The 18,180-nt window shown below is 66.3% G+C and carries 16 protein-coding genes; 10 read left to right on the forward strand and 6 right to left on the reverse strand.

Going from position 1 to position 18,180, the window contains the following annotated elements; translation table 11 throughout:
• The first annotated feature begins 770 nt into the window (after window positions 1-770).
• The 4 genes from ACO07Z_RS09100 (at window position 771) to ACO07Z_RS09115 (ending at window position 5,852) form a co-directional block, all read left to right on the forward strand.
• Window positions 771-2,531, forward strand: coding sequence for an amidohydrolase (locus tag ACO07Z_RS09100; RefSeq protein ID WP_421698426.1), 1,761 nt, complete (start codon window positions 771-773; stop codon window positions 2,529-2,531).
• A 102-nt stretch (window positions 2,532-2,633) separates the two neighbouring features.
• Window positions 2,634-2,957, forward strand: a complete 324-nt coding sequence (locus ACO07Z_RS09105) for a hypothetical protein (RefSeq protein WP_421698427.1) — start codon at window positions 2,634-2,636, stop codon at window positions 2,955-2,957.
• Between the two features lie 112 nt (window positions 2,958-3,069).
• Window positions 3,070-4,875: a sulfatase-like hydrolase/transferase gene (locus ACO07Z_RS09110; RefSeq protein ID WP_421698428.1), complete on the forward strand. Its 1,806-nt coding sequence runs from the start codon at window positions 3,070-3,072 to the stop codon at window positions 4,873-4,875.
• A gap of 167 nt (window positions 4,876-5,042) precedes the next feature.
• Window positions 5,043-5,852, forward strand: a complete 810-nt coding sequence (locus ACO07Z_RS09115; RefSeq protein ID WP_421698429.1) for a hypothetical protein — start codon at window positions 5,043-5,045, stop codon at window positions 5,850-5,852.
• Between the two features lie 18 nt (window positions 5,853-5,870).
• Here ACO07Z_RS09115 and ACO07Z_RS09120 read toward each other — a convergent pair whose 3' ends face one another.
• A complete protein-coding gene (locus tag ACO07Z_RS09120; RefSeq protein ID WP_421698430.1) occupies window positions 5,871-6,233 on the reverse strand; it encodes a hypothetical protein in 363 nt (120 codons plus the stop codon).
• A 199-nt stretch (window positions 6,234-6,432) separates the two neighbouring features.
• Between ACO07Z_RS09120 and ACO07Z_RS09125 the strand changes: the two genes are divergently transcribed.
• The 3 genes from ACO07Z_RS09125 to ACO07Z_RS09135 all read left to right on the forward strand — a co-directional run bounded on the left by ACO07Z_RS09125 (window position 6,433) and on the right by ACO07Z_RS09135 (window position 8,571).
• Complete coding sequence (locus ACO07Z_RS09125) at window positions 6,433-7,764, forward strand: HdeD family acid-resistance protein (protein ID WP_421698431.1); 1,332 nt, start codon at window positions 6,433-6,435, stop codon at window positions 7,762-7,764.
• 232 nt (window positions 7,765-7,996) lie between these two features.
• The gene (locus tag ACO07Z_RS09130) at window positions 7,997-8,167 is read left to right on the forward strand and encodes a hypothetical protein (RefSeq protein ID WP_421698432.1); all 171 of its coding nucleotides are present in this window, start codon (window positions 7,997-7,999) and stop codon (window positions 8,165-8,167) included.
• Between the two features lie 212 nt (window positions 8,168-8,379).
• Window positions 8,380-8,571, forward strand: a complete 192-nt coding sequence (locus tag ACO07Z_RS09135) for a hypothetical protein (RefSeq protein ID WP_421698433.1) — start codon at window positions 8,380-8,382, stop codon at window positions 8,569-8,571.
• Window positions 8,572-8,591: 20 nt separating this feature from the next.
• Here the strand turns inward: ACO07Z_RS09135 and ACO07Z_RS09140 are convergent, their stop codons facing one another.
• Complete coding sequence (locus ACO07Z_RS09140; RefSeq protein ID WP_421698434.1) at window positions 8,592-9,200, reverse strand: hypothetical protein; 609 nt, start codon at window positions 9,198-9,200, stop codon at window positions 8,592-8,594.
• Between the two features lie 229 nt (window positions 9,201-9,429).
• Between ACO07Z_RS09140 and ACO07Z_RS09145 the strand changes: the two genes are divergently transcribed.
• Together ACO07Z_RS09145 and ACO07Z_RS09150 are read left to right on the forward strand one after the other, a co-directional pair.
• On the forward strand, window positions 9,430-11,121 hold the full coding sequence (locus tag ACO07Z_RS09145; RefSeq protein ID WP_421698435.1) for a type I secretion system permease/ATPase: 1,692 nt from the start codon (window positions 9,430-9,432) through the stop codon (window positions 11,119-11,121).
• Between the two features lie 3 nt (window positions 11,122-11,124).
• A complete protein-coding gene (locus ACO07Z_RS09150) occupies window positions 11,125-12,462 on the forward strand; it encodes an HlyD family type I secretion periplasmic adaptor subunit (protein ID WP_421698436.1) in 1,338 nt (445 codons plus the stop codon).
• On the opposite strand, the gene ACO07Z_RS09155 is transcribed toward ACO07Z_RS09150, so the two are convergent.
• The 3 genes from ACO07Z_RS09155 to ACO07Z_RS09165 all read right to left on the reverse strand — a co-directional run bounded on the left by ACO07Z_RS09155 (window position 12,416) and on the right by ACO07Z_RS09165 (window position 15,441).
• The gene (locus tag ACO07Z_RS09155; RefSeq protein WP_421698437.1) at window positions 12,416-12,817 is read right to left on the reverse strand and encodes a phage terminase large subunit family protein; all 402 of its coding nucleotides are present in this window, start codon (window positions 12,815-12,817) and stop codon (window positions 12,416-12,418) included. The genes ACO07Z_RS09150 and ACO07Z_RS09155 overlap by 47 nt on opposite strands.
• Window positions 12,818-13,218: 401 nt before the next feature.
• On the reverse strand, window positions 13,219-14,388 hold the full coding sequence (locus ACO07Z_RS09160; protein WP_421698438.1) for an MFS transporter: 1,170 nt from the start codon (window positions 14,386-14,388) through the stop codon (window positions 13,219-13,221).
• An 18-nt stretch (window positions 14,389-14,406) separates the two neighbouring features.
• On the reverse strand, window positions 14,407-15,441 hold the full coding sequence (locus tag ACO07Z_RS09165) for an aldo/keto reductase (RefSeq protein WP_421698439.1): 1,035 nt from the start codon (window positions 15,439-15,441) through the stop codon (window positions 14,407-14,409).
• A 106-nt stretch (window positions 15,442-15,547) separates the two neighbouring features.
• Between ACO07Z_RS09165 and ACO07Z_RS09170 the strand changes: the two genes are divergently transcribed.
• Window positions 15,548-16,444: a LysR family transcriptional regulator gene (locus ACO07Z_RS09170; RefSeq protein ID WP_421698440.1), complete on the forward strand. Its 897-nt coding sequence runs from the start codon at window positions 15,548-15,550 to the stop codon at window positions 16,442-16,444.
• A 710-nt stretch (window positions 16,445-17,154) separates the two neighbouring features.
• On the opposite strand, the gene ACO07Z_RS09175 is transcribed toward ACO07Z_RS09170, so the two are convergent.
• On the reverse strand, window positions 17,155-18,168 hold the full coding sequence (locus ACO07Z_RS09175; RefSeq protein WP_421698441.1) for a proline racemase family protein: 1,014 nt from the start codon (window positions 18,166-18,168) through the stop codon (window positions 17,155-17,157).
• Window positions 18,169-18,180: the final 12 nt, after the last annotated feature.

An 18,180-nucleotide genomic window follows, 5' to 3' on the forward strand; every position in this document is an offset into this window, starting at 1 on the left:
CAGATCAAGGGCCGGCATGGCGGCGCTTCGCTGACAGGCGGCTTCGGGGTCGGGAGCGGGCGGTCAGCTATCGGGTGGCGAATGCCGTTCAGCTGCCATTCTGCTCGCGGCCCCTCTCCAGCCTGGGTCGTCATACTTGTCGTCGGACTAACTGCTCGGATCATCCATCTGCGCAAGAAGGGCTCGCACGCGGCTGGGCACGCACCGAACGGGGAACTGCCAACTGAAGGGGCAAACGCGGCGACGCGGAGGAGGATCGCCGGACTTGAGTCGTGTCCCCAACTCGCCAGACATGTCCCATCGGCATGCTCAAAACTTCGTCGCTGGTATCAAGTGCAGGGGCCGCCCATTGCCGTTTGTGCGCCTAGCATCTCGCGAAAGCGATACGCGAAGTCAAAATAATCGCAATTTGTAACAGGATACCTAATGCAATGGCCCGCCCACTTGCGGACATTTAAAAGTCATAATAGCGTTTTCCTGCGACTCGACAGAATTATTGGAATAAAAGAGGGGCTGAGATATATGAGAATTATTTTCTCAAATTAACATTTATTGCAAAATTCAGCCTTTCTGGAGTGATTATCCCCGCAGGATCTGCGGGGCACTGTGTCTTGACTTGCCGCGGCGCGCTTAGCGCGGGCGGCAGTGTATGCATGCGGCAAGCGGGTGGGCTGATTTCGTGCATGTGCGGCATGCACGTTGGGGGGGGTGACATGTGTATTGCATGTGAGTGGGCGCCGTATTTTGAGGCCTTTGGCCGAAGTCAGTCCGTGAACCGGCGCTCGGTGCTGCGGGCGGGCGCGGCGATGACGGCGGCGACGGCCCTGGCGCCGGGCTTCTTTGCCTCCGACGCGCGTGCGCAGCAGCCCAAGGCTATGACGGACGGGCCGGCGGATTTCGTATTCCACAACGGACTGGTGTACACGGTCGGCGGCCCCGCCCCATGGGCGGACGCGGTCGCGGTGCGCGGCACTACCATCGTCCATGTGGGCGACGAGGCCGGCGCCAAGGCAATGGCCGGACCCAACACGCAGTTCATCGACCTGAAGGGCCGGCTGCTGATGCCCGGCTTCGTCGAGGGCCACACCCATCCGTTCCTGGGCGCCTTCATGACCTCGGGCCTCGATCTCCAACTCGCCAATCTCCCCGAGGTGCTGGCGGCGATCAAACAGTATGCGCAGGAGAACCCGACCGGACCGATCCGTGGCTTCGGCTGGCGCGTCGACATGTTCCCGCCCGAGGGGCCGAACCGGGCCGAGCTCGACGCCATCCTGCCGGACCGCCCGGCCTTCTTCTTCGCCATCGACGGCCATAGCCTTTGGGCGAATTCCAAGGCGCTGGAAATGGCCGGCGTCAGCCGCGACACACCCGATCCCATTCCGCGCTTCAGCTATTACGCGCGCGACCAGAACGGCGACCCGACCGGCTATGTGCTGGAAACCAACGCCGTCCTGAGCCTGGTCAACGCCGTGGAGCCGATCTCGGCGCAGGCCATGGGCCGACTGCTGGAAACCTGGCTGCCGAAGGCCGCCGCTGCCGGCATCACCACCGTGTTCGACGCCGGTGTCCCACCGGTCGGCAGCGATCAGGGCGCGATCATCGATCTCTACGTCGATGCGGAGAAGCGCGGCACGCTGCCCTTCCGCGTATCCGCTTCCTATTCCGTGAAATCGCTGCCGATCGACAATGTCGTCGCGGAGATGAGCGCGCTCAACAAGCAAATTGCCACCGAGCTTGTCCATGTCGACATCGTCAAGATCGTCGGCGACGGATCGCAGGGCGGCTATACGGCCTGGCTGCTCGAACCCTATGCCGACATGCCGGACTCCACCGGCGGCTCGCCCTTCACAGAGGACCAGTGGCACCAGCTCATCGGCATGGTGGATGCCGCCGGCTTCGACGTGCATGTGCACGCCTGCGGCGAGCGGACGGCGCGGGTCGCGCTTGATGCGATCGAGAAGGCCATCGCCGCCAATCCGGCACGCGAACGGCGCAATGCCATCGCGCATCTGGTCTATGTGGACGACGCCGACAGCCCCCGCTTCGCCAAGCTTAACGTCACCGCCCAGTTCTCGGCCTACTGGTCATCGGCCGATCCGGACACGCTAGAGAATATGGTGGCGCGTTACGGCGAGGCGCGCGGCAACAAGCTCTACCGCACGAAGACGATCCTCAACCAGGGCGGCCGGGTCTCCTTCGGCACGGACTGGCCGGCGGCCGGCTATTTCTCGACCTATGAGCCGCTCAAGTCGATCCAGGTCGGCATTACGCGGCAGCTTGTCGGCCTGAAGGATGCACCGGTTCTGAGCCCGGCAGACGAGCGGCTAACGGTGGAAGAGGCGATCCACGCCAATACGATGGGCGCCGCCTATCAGCTACGCATGGAAAAGGAGATCGGCTCCATTGAGGTGGGCAAGCGCGCCGACCTGATAGTGCTCAGCCAGAACATCCTGAAGATCGATCCGCACGAGATCCACAAGACGAGGGTCGAGCTGGGCATGATGAACGGCATCATCCGTCATCAGGCGTGAGGCCGCTCCCGAAGCCGACGAGGCGGGCCGCCCAGTGCCCCCTCGCGCCATCTCATCGCCGGTCATTGGCCTTGCCGCAGAGGTTGTCTGAAAGGTCCTCCCATGAAACGTCTTTTCGCTCTCGTGACACTCTTCCTGGGCCTCGCGGCAACGCCCCTGCTGGCCCAATCGCTGCCCGACATCTGCACCAAGAAAAACTGCTTCATGGCCTTCGACGGCAGCGAGCGCGGCTTCTGCCAGGCCTATGTTGAAGGCAAGTCCTGCTTCATGTCGTTCAACGACAGCGAGGATCGCGGATGGTGCCAGCATCTGCGCGAGGGAAAGTCCTGCATGATGGCGCTGGACGGTCAGGCGCGGAAGGACTGCGACGCGAACAGGATCCCCCGCGAGCATCGGCATTGGCAACGCATGTGCAGCTTCTGGTGAACCGCCCACGTGCCGCGGCACCTGCCGGCCGAAACTCCTGTCGCGGCCAGCCGGCGTTTCGCTCCTCTAACCCGTCGAACCTTCCGCGCGCGCATTCATAAGGCCCAGCTCCATGTCCCAAGACGATACGCCTGGCGGCATTTCCCGCCGCGACCTGCTCGGAAAGGGGACGGCGACGATCCTCGGCGCCAACCTTCTGCCCGGCATCGCGCCCGCGCCGGCGGAGGCCGCGACCGCGACCGGGCCGGCGGAGCCGATCATCGCGCCGGACAGTCCGCCGGGCGGCTACAACATCCTGTTCATTCTCGTCGACCAGGAACATTTCTTCCCGGAGTGGCCGTTTCCCGTGCCGGCGCGCGAGATGCTGAAGCAGAAGGGCATCACCTTCGCCAACCACCAGGCGGCGTCCTGTGTGTGCTCGCCGGCCCGCTCGGTCATCTATACCGGCCAGCACATCCAGCATTCCGGTGTCTTCGACAATCTGAACTATCTCTGGCAACCCGATCTCTCGACCTCGATCAAGACGATCGGCCATCGGATGAGCGAACTGGGTTATCATTCCAGCTACCAGGGCAAATGGCACATGAGTGCCAATCTCGACCAGACCAAGGTGGCGGTCGACGCGCCGATGGCGGACTATCGGGACATCATCCAGAGCTACGGTTTCGACGGATTCTTTGGCGTCGGCGACCTGATCGACAGCGGCCTGGGCGGCTACACGTTCGACGGCTTCACGGCGGATCGCGTGGCGAGCTGGATGCGGCGCGAAGGCGAAGAATTACGCGCGAAGGGACAGCCCTGGTTCCTGGCGGTCAACTTCGTCAACCCGCACGACGTCATGTACATCAACTCGGACCTTCCCGGCCAGGTGGTTCAGGGTAAGAGCGCGGCTATCGATATCTTCCCGACGCCGGACGACAAGCTCTATCAGGAGCGCTGGGACGACCTGCCGCTGCCCTTCAACCGCAGCCAGCCGCTCGACGCGCCGGGACGCCCGAAGGCGCACGCCATCTACCAGCAGATTCAGGACATGATGGTCGGCGCATGGCCGGATGAAGACCGGCGCTGGCATGTCCTGCGCAATTACTACTACAATTGCATCCGTGACTGCGACCGGCAGGTGATGCATGTCCTCAAGGCGCTTGAGGACAACAATATGCACAAAAACACCATTGTGGTGTTCAACGCGGATCATGGCGAACTGGCGGGCCATCACCAGATGCGCGGCAAGGGTAACTGCACCTACAAGGAGCAGAACCATGTCCCGCTCATCGTCTATCACCCCGCCTATCCCGGCGGCGTCACCTGCGAAGCCATCACCTCGCAGCTGGACCTCGCCCCGACCCTGATCGCCCTCACCGGCGCCGACCCGGCGGCACAGGCCAAAGCCGTCGACGGGCTGAAGGGGCACGATTTCTCCGGCCTGCTGAGGGCGCCGGCGACGGCCAAGGTCGACGCGGTGCGCCCGGCCTCGCTGTTCAACTACAACATGCTGTCCTACCAGGACGTCACCTGGGCCGAGCACTTCGTGAAGATGACCTTCTCGGGCGACGTCACTAACAGCGAGAAGATTCAGACGTATCTGAAGAACGATCCCGACTTCGCCGAGCGGGTGGGTATCCGCTCGATTTTCGATGGGCGCTACCGGTTCTCGCGCTACTTTGGTCAGACGGATTTCAACACACCGACCACGCTCGAAGACCTCGTCGCGAAGAACGATCTGGAACTTTACGACCTGCAGGAAGATCCTGGCGAAATGAAAAACCTGGCCATGGACACGGCCAAGAACGGCGAACTGCTTCTGGCGCTGAACAAGGTTGCCAACGACCTCATCGCGGCCGAGGTCGGCGTCGATGATGGCTCGTTCCTGCCGATCAAGGACGGCAAATGGTACTTCCCGACCAAAAGTGAACGTTAGGCATTGCCATGGCGCATGCGACAGGATGGTCAGGCACAGCGCGGCGCCCATGTCGCGCTCATGCGGGCGCACTGGCCGCTCTGCTGTGTCTTACGGCAGCACCCTCGGCGCGTGCCCAGGCCTGCAACGATTGCGCAAGCGGGAACGGTGACGGCACCTCGCAGCCAATGACCAATTTCTTCGGCAATTCGCGTTATCTGCAGGCGATGAGCGATCAGGTGAATCTCAGCCGGCAGGGCGGGCCGCTCCCCTTCACCCTGTCGGGCAATGTTCAGGCCTGGACCAGCGGCCCTTCGCAGCCCGACCTCTACACCGAGATCGCCCAGCTCGCCTACAAGCTGGACGACCAGTGGACGGTGATCGGCCAGCAACTCTACCAGCAGCAGGCATCGATCGAGCTGTGGAATTTTGTCGGCGGGTTCGGCTACCAGCCGACGGAGGACTTCAGCATCAACGTCATGGCCGGCTTCGGTGTCCACACGCGCTACACCTATGAGTGGGCAGCCTATGTCTCTCCGCAATACACGCTTCCGGTCAGCATAGGCGGCGAGAAGCGGATCGCGGTCGGGGCCAATGTCACGGTAGAAAGCTACGCGCTCGGCACCTTCTACCAGGTTCAGCCGCGTGTCAGTCTCCGGGCGGCGGACTGGCTTCCGCAGGTGCAGGTCGCCTATGCCTTCGGCACGTTCGACAATGCCACCGACGTCACGAAGACCCAGTACTACCAGCCGCAGGCCGTGAGCGGCTGGTCAGTTACGGCGGTGTTCCACCCCTTCGAGGCCATTTACGCCGTGATTAGCTATCTGCCGGAGAACCGCAATTACATAGCCGGCAACTATGCCACCCAGAGCACCGTCAGCTGCACGCTGCACATGAACCTGTCCCCTTCGCTGCGCACGTCGGTCTATTACCAGGATACGTGGTATCAGGGCGGCGGCGACCAGGCGCTCGGCGGCGGTTTCAGCGTGGCCTTCTGAGCATGACCCTCCGGGCGCTCACTTCAGGCCGGCCAGCGACCGCGCCTTGGCGACCGCCTTCAGGCAACCGGCTTCATCGCCCGCAGCCTGAAGGTTCAACGCCTCGTTCAACGCGCCGGCCGGCCCGCTTTCGGGCTGCTTCAGCCCGGCCGCCTCAAGCGACGACGGCGTCGGTTCGTGGGAATCTTGAGCGGCGACGGTCTGGTCCTGCGTCTTGGGCTGGGCCGGCGGCGGCTGCGTCAGCTTCAGCTCATGCTGCGTCTTGGCGATCGCCTCGACGCATGTTTCCCAGGTCGCAGCGTAGGTCGGCACCGCCACGACCTGCAGCACAAGCAGCGCGAGGCCCGCGAAGCCGAAACGAAATGCCTGATGCCGGTTCATGGCCGCCCTTCCCGGATGATAGCTGCGCCGGCAGCCGACGGCGATCACTGAAGCACCCGCCTTCCGCCAGCGTCAAGCCAGGGAACACCGCTCGGAAAGCCGGTGAACCTTGCGAGTCGGCGAAGCAGCGCCCAGCCCCCGCCGCGGCCATTCCGTCGCCTTCCTGGCGGAGCACGCAACATCCGACTGGATTCAAGCCATGTTCAAGCTGTCCTTCCTGTTGATCGGCGCGCGCGCCTTCCGTGAGCGATGGTATGTGCTGTGCGGCATGGGCGTCCTCTTGGTCGCCGCCGGCGTTTTCCTTGCCTTCCACGCGCCAGACCATCTCGTGGTCCTTACGGGGCGGGCCGTGGGTGTGGTTTTCCTGTTCATGGCGGCCGGAAATCTACTGCAGTTCGCGAGCCAGCTCCGCAGCGTGCGGGGGATCGTCGCCCTCATTCGCGCCTTCTGTCTCCTTGCGACCGGCGCGCTCGCCATCCATTGGCCAGGCCACGCCGAGGATTTGCTCGCGGCGCTGTTCTGCATCGTTTTCATTGCCGACGGTGTCGGGCGCATCGCGGTGGGGGTGCTTCTGAGGCTGCCGGATCTGCGCTGGCGGCTGATCTATGGCGGCGTACAACTCACCTTTGCCCTGGTCTTCCTTGCGGGATGGCCGGTCCCGCTGGAGCGCAGCATCGCCCTGTGCGTCGGGCTGATCCTCGCCTTTCGCGGCTGGCTGCTGCTGCGGCTTGGCCTGCTGTTCCGCCAGCTGCCTACCGACGCGACAATCCTCCACCTGCCGATGTTCGCCTCGCGCGGCTGGTACGAGCGTTCCCCCGACATGACGGATCCGGGCCTGGCGACGGTCGCTTATCCGATGATCGTGCATGTGTGGACACCGGTCGGCTCGGCGCAGGTGCCGCATCGCCGGCTGCTGATCGATCGCTACGTGGCGGCGGTGAACGCCGACGGGATGATTTCCACCGGTCACGCCTCGCTGGAAATGCCGCCGACGCTCTACATCAGCCACTATCCCGCCGTTGAGATGGACCGCTCGGGCGAGGATTTCGTCGGCGCGCTACGCGCCACCCCGGACAATGACGTGCCGGGCCACTTCCAGCCCTCCTATGCCGAGGAGGCGGCGGGGTGGTGCGAGGCCGATGGGCGGGTCGAATTCCACAATTACAGCCCCCGCCAGCTTGACGCGTTCTGGGCTCATTACCGCAAAGACCATACGTACAACCTTACCAACCGGAACTGCTCGGTCGTGGTGGCGCAGGCGCTCGACGCGGCGCTGGAGAGCTCGCTCGCGACCCGTTATCCGTGGCTGCAATTGCTCATGCTGCTGACAAATCCCGATGTGTGGCTCGGCGCCCTGATCCGCGCGCGGGCGAATGTCGGCACTTGGACGCCCGGCCTCGTTCTCGACTATGCCCACACCTTGGCACGCATTGTCGAGCGGCGTGAGATCTCCTGGTTCGAGAGTCTGGCGGGTTTGGTCCGGCGCCTGCGCCTACCGGCGCGGCCGAGCGGCGAGAGCGTTCCCCCGTGACCCTTCCGCCCCCTGCCTACTCGTCCGTCGTTGCGCAGGCGGCGGTCATCGCAACGGCCAGCATGTTCGGGCTGACCGACAGCCTCGGCGCCACCCTCATCGCCTTTAGTCTCGCCGACCAAGGCTGGGGAGAGGCGGCCATCGGTGCCAATGCCGCGATGCATGCGGCAAGCATCGTCGTCGTGGCGCTCCTGCTGCCACGCATCGTTCCGATTTTCGGCATACGCCGCCTATGCTGCTGGCGCTCGTCGTGGCGGGCATCGTGCTGGCCAGCTTTCCGGCGCTACCCTTCCTTGTGCTCTGGTTCGTGCTGAGATTTCTTCACGGCATGGCCTCTGAAATGCTGTTCGTCCTGTCGGAAGCCTGGACGAACAGCCTGAACCGGGAAGAAACGCGCGCCTGAGTCATGGCGGCCTGCACGGGAGTCCTATCCGTCGGCTTCGCCGGCAGCCCCTCCATCCCGTCGGTCATCGGAACGTCCGGCAATTTGCCCTATCTCGTCGGCGCCAGCCTTGCGCTCGTGGCGATGTTTCTGGTCGCTACACCCAAGGTGGCGGCGCCGGATTTCGCCGAGGCCGCCATGGGGAGCCCGCTGCGGTTCTTCACCTGGCCCCGGTGGCAATCGCCGCTACAACCCTCAACGCGGCGCTGGAGACCTCGGGCCTTTCGTTCCTGGTGGGAGCGATCGCGCTTCAGCTGCCCATCGGCTGGTTCGGCGACAAGTGGGACCGCGTCAGGCTGGTGGTCTGCCTCGCGGCGGCCGCCGCCTTCCTGACTGTCATGGGTACAAAGGGCGGTTTCCCCTGACCGCCCGATCGGAAAGGGGTCTAGGCGATGAAATCGTCGGCCACTGGCCGCGGGGCGGTGACGATGTCCTCGATGCGGTCGCCGGTCGGGTCCGCATACGCGGCCTCGAAGGTCGAGACGGTGGCGCTGTCGCCGCCCGACGGCAGTGCGGAGGCGCTGTCGACGGCCAGGGACTCCTCCGCCTCTGCGAGACCCCTATCGTCGATATTGGAGAAATCCAGCAGGCCAGACGATCCTTCCGCGCCGGCGGTGCCAGGCTCGAGCACGAAATCATCCGCGCCGCCGCTGCCCTGGCCCTGCGCGTCGCTGGTCTTATCGTCGATCCGGCCAAAATTGAGGCCGATATTCTCCGACGGCCGGTCGTCCCCGCCGCTGCCTTGGCCCTGCGCACTGATGGTCTTGTCGTCGATCCGGCCGAAATCGATGCTGATATTTTCCGACGGCCGGTCGTCGCCGCCGCTGCCTTGGCCCTGGGCACCGCTGGTCTTGTCGTCGATCCTGCCGAAATCGATGCTGATATTCTCCGTTGGCCGGTCGTCGCCGCCACTTCCCATGCTGGCGCCGCCAGAGGGCCTGACCCCGGAGGTGGCATCCTGGCCGGCACGATCGAGGCTGGCTGTCGGGCTCATCGGAGAACTCCCTTGATGAAAGCGGATCAGAGGTAGCATATAGCGGGGTGGTGGCGGGAGAGGCCGGCGCGGCGGCGGGAGTGTCATCACGCCAAGGTGTTTCATCCGCGCACCCCGTTCCGTTCATTCTCCGCGAGCCGCCGCCACATGAATGCGCGTCCAAGCCATGCACCGGCCATAGCCCCCACGCGATGGACCCGGACGCCAGAGCCGGCACGCGGAACCGACCGTGACTGACGCGTCCGTCCGGAGTGGGACCGCGGTGGCGCAGGCGCTACGCGAGGTGCGCGGCGCCTTTCTGGGCGTCGGGGTGCTGAGCGGGGCGAGCAATTTGCTCATGCTCACCGGCCCGCTTTTCATGATCCTCATCTATGACCGGGTGCTGACCAGCGGCAGCGTGCCGACGCTGGTGGCGCTGGGCGTGCTGGTGATGGGGCTCTATGCCTGTCTCGGCCTCATCGAGATCCTGCGCAGCCGTGTGCTCGCCCGGATCGGCGAGCGGATCGACGAGAGGCTCGGGTCCGCCAGCTTCCGGCTAGCGCTGGAACTGCCTCTGGCCGCGCCTCTGGGCACGGCCGCCCGGCCGGTCGGCGATCTCGACCTGATCCGCGGCTTTTTCGCCGGGCCGGGCCCGGTGGCGCTGTGCGACCTGCCCTGGCTGCCGGTCTATCTCGTCGTGGTGTTCGCCTTCCATCCCTGGCTGGGCTGGCTGGCGGTAGCCGGCTCGCTGCTGCTGATGGCCAGCACGCTTGCCAGCGAGTGGGCCATGCGCGCGCCCGTGCGCGAGAGCGCCGGCCTCGCCATCCACCGCCAGGACCGGCTGGAGGCGGGACGGCGCAATGCCGAGGTGCTGCGTGCCATGGGCATGGCCCCGGCCTATGCCGCCGGCTGGCGCCGGATCAATGACGAGCATGCGCGGCTCCGCCTGCGCCTCGCCGACATCGCCGGGCTGCATGGTGGCCTCACCCGGGCGCTGCGGCTCGCGCTGCAATCGGCGGTGCTCGGTCTCGGCGCCTATCTGGTGATCCGCCAGCAGCTTTCGCCGGGCGTGATGGTCGCGGCCTCCATCATTACCGCCCGGGCGCTGGCCCCGGTCGAGCAGGCGATCGCCAATTGGCGCGGCTTCATCGCCGCGCGGCAGGCCCGTGCCCGGCTGGAGACGCAGCTGGCGCCGCCCCCCGATGCCGAGAAGCTGGCCCTGCCGGCGCCCGTGGCCAGCCTCGCGGTAGAGCACATTGCCGTCGCACCGCCGGGCGTGGCGCAGCCGGTGGTGCGGGAGGCGAGCTTCCGGCTGGAGGCGGGGCAAGGCCTCGGCATCGCCGGGCCGAGCGGCTCGGGAAAGTCGAGTCTCGCCCGGGCGCTGGTAGGAAGCTGGCGCTGCCTGCGCGGCACCATCCGGCTCGATGGCGCCGAGCTGAAGCAGTGGCGGCCGGAGGCGATCGGCCGCCATATCGGCTATCTCCCGCAGGATGTGGAGCTGTTCGACGGCACGGTGGCGGAGAACATCGCCCGTTTCGAACCCGGGGCCCCGGCGGAGGAGGTGCTGGCGGCGGCCCGCAATGCCCATTGCCACGAGATGGTTCTGCATTTTCCCGAAGGCTACGACACGCGGATCGGGCTTGACGGCATGGCGCTCTCCGCCGGACAGCGCCAGCGCATCGGCCTGGCCCGCGCGCTCTACCGCAAGCCCTTCCTGATCGTGCTCGACGAGCCCAATGCCAATCTCGACCGGGATGGCGAGGCGGCGCTCGCCGCCGCCATCCGCGCCGCGCGCGAAGGCGGTGCCATCGTCATCGCCATCGCCCACCGCACGCAGCTGCTCGGCACGCTGGACCAGCTGCTGATCCTGAAGGAGGGCCGGGTCGCCGATCTCGGGCCGCGGGACGAGGTCCTCGCCCGGCTGAAGATGCCGGTGGAGTAGCCCATGCACCCTGTCATGCCCCCCGAAGCGCCGGCCCGCGCTATCTCCCCTGCCGCCCGCGCGATCCGGCGCGACCTTGCGCTCGGCTTCGGCGTCATCGCACTGCTCATTGGCGGCCTCGGCGGCTGGGCGGCGACGACGGAGCTCGCCGGCGCGGTGATCGGCAACGGCTCGCTGGAAGTGGACGGGCGGGTAAAGAAGGTGCAGGCACGCGACGGCGGCGTGGTCGGCGACATCACCGTGCGCGACGGCGACCGGGTGGCTGCGGGGGACGTGCTGGTCCGGCTCGATGACACGCTGACGCGAGCCAACCTCGCCATCGTCGAAGACCAGATCCGGCATCTAGTCGCCCGGCGCATGCGGCTCATTGGCGAGCGCGATGGCGCGGCGCGCCTCACCGTTCCCGAGGAGTTGCAGCCCGCCGATGACCCCTCCGGCCGTGCCGCCGCCCTCGTCGCTGCCGAGCAGTCGCTATTCAATGCCCGCCGCGACCTCGGCGCCGGGCAGAAGCGCCAACTTGAGGCGCGCATCGCCCAGATCCGCCGCGAGGTTGAGGGGCTGGCCGAGCGCCGCGACGCTAAGACCGAGGAACTCGCCTGGAACGCGCGCGAGCTGGAGAGCATCACCACCCTGCACGGCAAGGAGCTTGCCACCCTCGGCCAGGTGGCGGAACTGAGCCGGCTGCGTGCCCAGCTGAACGGCGAACATGGCCAGTTCGTCGCCGAAATCGCCCGCGCCGAGGCCCGCATCGCCGAGACTGAGCTTGCGATCATCGAGATCGACCAAGAGCGGCAGGCCGAGGCTATGGCCAGCCTGCGCGAGATCGACTTCAGGCTGGCGCAGCTTTCCGAGCAGCGGATCGCCGCCATCGAGCGGTTGCAGGGAATGGAGGTGCATGCCCCGCAGGCCGGCGTCGTCCATGACCTCGCCGTGCACACGCTCGGCGGTGTCGTCGCGCCAGGCGAAACACTGATGCAGATCGTGCCGAGTGCGGACGCGCTGGTGGCCGAGATGCGGCTGCGCCCGCGCGACATCGACCAGGTCCACACCGGCGAGCCGGCGGTGCTGCGGCTCACCGCCTTCAATCAGCGCACGACGCCTGAGCTGGCCGGCACGGTGGCGCAGGTCTCCGCCGACGTGCTGGTCGACGCGGCCAGTGGCGAAAGCTGGTACACGGCACGGATAGCCCTCGACCCTGCTTCGGTGGCGAAGCTCGGCGGGCTCCAACTGGTGCCCGGCATGCCGGTGGAAGTGTTCATCCACACCGAGCCGCGGCTGGCGATTTCCTATTTCCTCAAACCGCTGCAAGACCAGCTGATGCGTGCCTTCCGCGAGGAATGAGGTCGCAAAGCCGGGCGGGCGACATGGCGGCGGCGAGCCGGACCACGGCATCCCGGCCGATGGCTCCGGAGCCGGAGCCGCCGATGTTGCGCGACATGCGGTGGGCCATGTCGATCGAGCGCCACACGGCAAGGATGAGCCCCGACGCCTGCGCCACCCAATAGCCGACGGCGTTGAGGCTGGCCTCGGTGCCGCCGGTCTGCGCGCCCATCATCAGCACCACCTGCTTGACGGGCGAGGCGGTGGAGAGGCAGTCAATGCTCTCGGCGAGATAGGGCACACGCGCCGTGCGCCACGGGCCGGGCTCGGCATTGGTGCCCGGCAGGGTGCGGTTGGCGTCTTCCCATTCGGTCACGGTGAGTTGCAGCTGCGGCCGCGGCCCCCGCCGCTAGGTCGCGTCGACGCCGGACAGAGGAAATTTGCAACCACAGTGGCGATTTGGGAGAAGACCGCCATTTCGTCACGGTCAGTTCAGCAGAATGACAGCTTTTGCGAAGTGCCCGTAATGAATTGAATATCCGGGATGGCGACGCAAGGCGGACATACCGCCGTTGAATGCCGAGGGACGGAACTGCCCGTCCCGCAACCTTCCGAACGTCTGCAGACGTGCAGGACCGCGCCGCTCTTCCCAGTCTGGCAGGGCCATTTCGGGCGGTTACCAAGCGTCCAATTCAGTCCAGCAGATTTGTCATGTCGATACCGGAGGTCTGGAATATGCACGGGTCGCCAACGTCGGCTCGTGGCACACCCTTCAGCTCAGCGCAGACCGCATACCATGGCGGGCCGGCGGCGCCGGACCATCAGCATCATCAGCGTAAGACCGCAAGCGGCCGCCGCCGCGCCGGCGAGCGCGATCGCGGGGTAGCCGAGCCCGCCGCTGATCACCGCGCCACCCAGCGCCGCGCCCATGGCGTTGCCCAGGTTGAACGCACCGATATTCACCGATGAGGCGAGATTGGCCGCGTCCGCAGCGGCGGCCATCACCCGCATCTGCAGCGGCGGCACCAGCGCGAAGCTGGCGACGCCCCATAGGAAGATCAGCACGGCGCTCGGCGCAGCGAACGGCATGGCGGCGGCGAAGGCCACCAGCAGCGCGACCAGCGATGCCAGCGTGACGATGAGCGTGCGGTCCACCGAGCGGTCGGCGAACCGGCCGCCCAGCCAGTTGCCAAAGGTGAGGCCGACGCCATAGGCCACCAGCATCGCGGTGACGAAGCCGATCGACGCCTGCGTCTCCTGCTGCAGGATCGGCGAGATATAGGTGAACACCGTGAACATGGCGGTGGAACTGAGCACGGTGAGCGCGAGCGCCAGCACCACCGGCGCCCGGCCAAGCACCTTCAGCTCCGACACCACGTCGCCGCCGGCCCCGGCGGCAATATCGGGCAGCGTCAGGCGCAGCGACGTCATGGCGACGACGCCGAGCAGCGCGATGCCCCAGAACGCGGCGCGCCAGCCCATCAGGTCTCCGGCCCAGGTCGCCAGCGGCACGCCGACGACATTGGCGATGGTCAGCCCCATGAACATCGCGGCGACCGCACCGGCGCGCCGGTTCTCCGGCACCAGGCTGGCGGCGACGATCGAGCCGACACCGAAGAAGGCGCCATGGTTCAGCGAGGTGAGCAGCCGGGCCACGAACAGCATCTCATAGCTGGTCGACAGCGCGGCCATGAGGTTACCGATGGTGAAGATCGCCATCAGGCCGATGAGCAGCGTGCGGCGCGGCACCCGGCCTGTGGTGAGCGTCATCAGCGGCGCGCTCAGCATGACGCCGACGGCATAGGCGCTGATCAGCAGGCCGGCCGTCGGGATCGATACGCCGAGATCGCTGGCGATCACCGGGAGCAGGCCCATCGGGGCGAATTCGGTCACACCGATGCCAAAGGCGCCGGCGGCCAGCGCAAGAAGAGGCGGATTGAGTTTCACGGCAGGGGCGCCTTGCGGTCAGACCAGAGGGGGATTGAGACGGGCAAATCCCGCCTGCTGGCGATAAGGCGTGTGCGGATAGGGCGGCAGCACGTCACTGGCCGCATCCAGCGCCGCTATCTGCTCGAGCGTGAGGCTCCAGCCGACGGCACCGAGATTCTGGCGCAGCTGTTCCTCGGTGCGGGCGCCGATGATGACGGAGGACACCGTTGGGCGCTGCAGCAGCCAGTTGATGGCGATCTGCGGCACGCTCTTCCCGGTTTCCTCGGCGATGGCGTCGAGGGCATCGATGACACGGTAGAGATGCTCGTCCTCGACCGGCGGGGCAAAAATCGCGGTCTCGTGCAGGCGGCTACCCGCGGGGATCGGCGAGCCGCGGCGGATCTTGCCGGTCAGCCGGCCCCAGCCCAGCGGACTCCACACCAGCGCGCCGACGCCCTGATCCAAGCCGAGCGGCATCAGGTCGGCCTCATAGGCGCGGCCGATCAGCGAGTAATAGACCTGATGGGCGACGTAGCGCGGGCGTCCGTCGCGCACGGCCGCAGCCAGCGCCTTCATCAGCTGCCAGCCGGGATAGTTGGAGACGCCGGTGTAGCGGACCTTGCCGGCGGCCACGAGGGTTTCAAGCGTGGCGAGCAACTCCTCGACGGGTGTCGAGGCGTCGAAGGCGTGCAGCTGCAGCACGTCGATGTAATCCGTGCCGAGCCGGCGCAGCGCCGCCTCGACCTGGCGGATCAGTCGGCTGCGCGACACGCCCCAGTCGGCCGGGCCGTCGCCGGTTGGCAAGCCGGTCTTGGTAGAGATCAGCACGGCGTCGCGCCGCCCCCGGATAGCCTCGCCCAGCACCCGTTCCGAGGCGCCATCGGAATAGACGTCGGCGGTATCGAACAGATTGACGCCCGCCTCCAGGCAGATGTCGACCAGCCGGCGCGCTTCATTGGCGTCGCTCCGCCCCCAGGCTCCGAACAGTGGCCCGGCGCCGCCGAACGTCCCGGCACCGAAACTGAGAACGGGAACCCGTAGCCCCGATGATCCCAACTGACGATAGTCCAAAGAGGCCTCCAACGATCGGTGATTATGTCTCCACGCAAAGATGGACGACATGAACGCCAGCGAGTAGGGCTTTCAGAGGCCAATGTTTTTTGATCCGGACGCAAAGATGGTGATTGAAGGAACCGATCGCGCCAGGGAGCTCGAAGTCTTCTCCACCATTGCACGCACAGGCAGCTTCTCCGCCGCCGGCCGCTCCCTAGGCCTCACGCCTTCGGCAATCAGCAGGACGATTGACCGGATCGAGGCGCGCCTCGGCGTAAGGCTGCTGATCCGCACGACGCGCGCGCTCACCTTCACGGCGGAGGGGCAAAGCTATCTCGGTGCCGCACGGCGCATCCTGGCCGATCTCGACGAGGCCGAGCGCGTCATCGCCGACCAGGGGGCGCCGCGCGGGCGGCTGCGGGTGAGCGCGGCCTTTTCGCACGGGCGGCTCTGCATCGTGCCGTTGCTCGGCGATTTCGCCCGCCTCTACCCGCACATCCTCGTCGACATCAGCCTGACCGACGCGGTCGTCGACGTGGCCGCGGGACAAGCGGATGTGGCGATCAGGTTCGGGCCGCTGGCCGACAGCGCCCTGACCGCGCGGCGGATCGGCGAGACCGGCCGCGCGGTCGTCGCCTCGCCCGACTATCTCGCCCGGCACGGCACGCCGCGCGTGCCGGAAGACCTGCTCGGCCATAACTGCCTGAACTTCAATTTCCGCCGCGCCGAGCCGGTATGGCCCTTCCGCCGCGAGGGGCGCGACTATGCGCTGACCGTCACCGGGAATATCGAAGCCAATAATGGCGAGACGCTGGGACAGCTTGCGGTGGACGGGGTCGGCATCACCCGCGTCGGCAATTTCGGCATCATCGATGATGTGACGGCGGGCCGGCTGGTGCCGATCCTCGAGGCGTTCAACCCCGGCGATGTGGAGCCGATCCATGCCGTCTTCGTGGGTGGCGCCAACATGCCGGCACGGGTGCGCGTCTTCGTGGACTATCTGGCCGGCCGCTTGCGCTGAAGTCATCTATCGGATCGAGTCTTGCTCGGCATCGCGTCTTGTCTGTCGAGTCGGCCGGTGGAGTGGTCGCTCTCGGCATACAGGCAACCGTCCGCTATTGGCCGCAAAAGCGCCGACGTGCCCCACCTCGCTAATGTCCGCTTTTGGGCCGCGGCCGCTACCAGATTAACGGCCGGAATCGCGGCGCAAAGCGGACGTCGCTGGGGGCATCGGAGGTGGCAAAGCGTCATGGGTGACAGCTCACGCGCCGTGGCGCCTGCGCGGCCGGTGTCCTTGGCATGAGTAAGGTGCAGTTCGTAGGGGGTTATTTTGGCGGGTTCGAGGGCTGAGCCGTTTAGCCGTTCGCCCGCCGGGCACTTGGCCACGTGCTCGCTCGCTGCTTTGCCGAGGTGCTCGATCGCTGATCGGCCCACTCCCTCATCACGAAGCCAAGCCGTCGACAAGCCCTCGCTTGCCGTTGTTGGCCATGTGGCCAATGCGGCGTGGTTTATCGGTCACTATCGTTCACTTCCTCAGGTTGGCCGTACCGCCTCTTAGGGGGGGGGGGGCGACTTCGACTGCCGCAAAACACCTGGTTGCCGGCACCGGCGTGGCAGTTGTTACGAATTTGGGGAAGCCTCCAGGGATCGAAGGGTCGATCAGATCGGCGCCGCATCGCGGCGCCGATCCTGGGTTCAATCGATCTCTCACGGGCGAAGAGAGGCCAGACGTCAGGCTACCAGGAAGCCCGCTCCGACGGGGTCCTTGCGATCAACGATCCACCGTGCCGTGCCAAGGAGCCCTGCCGTGCCCTTCACCGTCGGGCGCACGGCGCGCACATCGTTGAGCCGCGTCTCGCCGATCAGTTCGCCCTCGAAAGTGCCTGTGCCGAGCAGGCCTTCGGAGGTGATGGGCTGGTGGAGGCCGATGACGCCGCGCGCCTCGAACATCGCCATCATCGCGCTGGTGCCGGTGCCGCCGGGGGAGCGGTCGAGCTGGCCGGCGCTGAACACATGCACATTCTTGTAGAGCGCGCCCGCAATGGTCGGCTCGTGCCAGAAGGTGACGAAGTTGAAGTTGTTGATGTGGCCGGCGGTCGGGTGCTGGATCTTCACCTTCTCACGGATCGCCTCGCGGGCGAGGATGCCGAGGCGGGAGAGTTCCGAGCCGTTCTCCGGCCCGATCTTCAGCAAGGTGCCGCGCAGGTCGATGATGCCGAAATAATTGCCGCCCCACACGATGTCGGCCTTCAGCGCGCCGACACCCGGCAGGTCGAACGCCACATCCTGCGCCGCGACATAGGCCGGCACGTTCTCAAAGCGCGTCCACAGCACCTCGTCGCCCTGTGTGGCCACCTCGGCCTGCACAAGCCCGGCGGTGGTCTCGAAGCGGATCTTGGTAAGGCCGTCTTCCGAGCGCCGCACGAAGCCGTTCGCCACCATCGCCATCGCCACCGCGATCGTGCCGTGGCCGCACATGTGGGAATATTGCGTGCCGTCGATATAGATCAGGCCGGCGTCGTAGTCAGGCGAAGACGGCGGGGTGAGGAACACGCCGAACATGTCGCGATGGCCGCGCGGCTCGCGCATCAGCGCGGTGCGCACCCAGTCGTAATTGGCTTCAAGGAAGGCGCGCTTCTCCAGGATGGTGGAGCCGGCGGGGTAGGGAATGCCGCTATGGATGATGCAGAGCGGCTCACCCTCCGTGTGCGTGTAAATGACGTCGAAACTATCCTGCTTGCGCATCGCGAAGGCTCC

This window comes from Ancylobacter sp. (assembly GCF_965229075.1).
Taxonomy (GTDB): domain Bacteria; phylum Pseudomonadota; class Alphaproteobacteria; order Rhizobiales; family Xanthobacteraceae; genus Ancylobacter.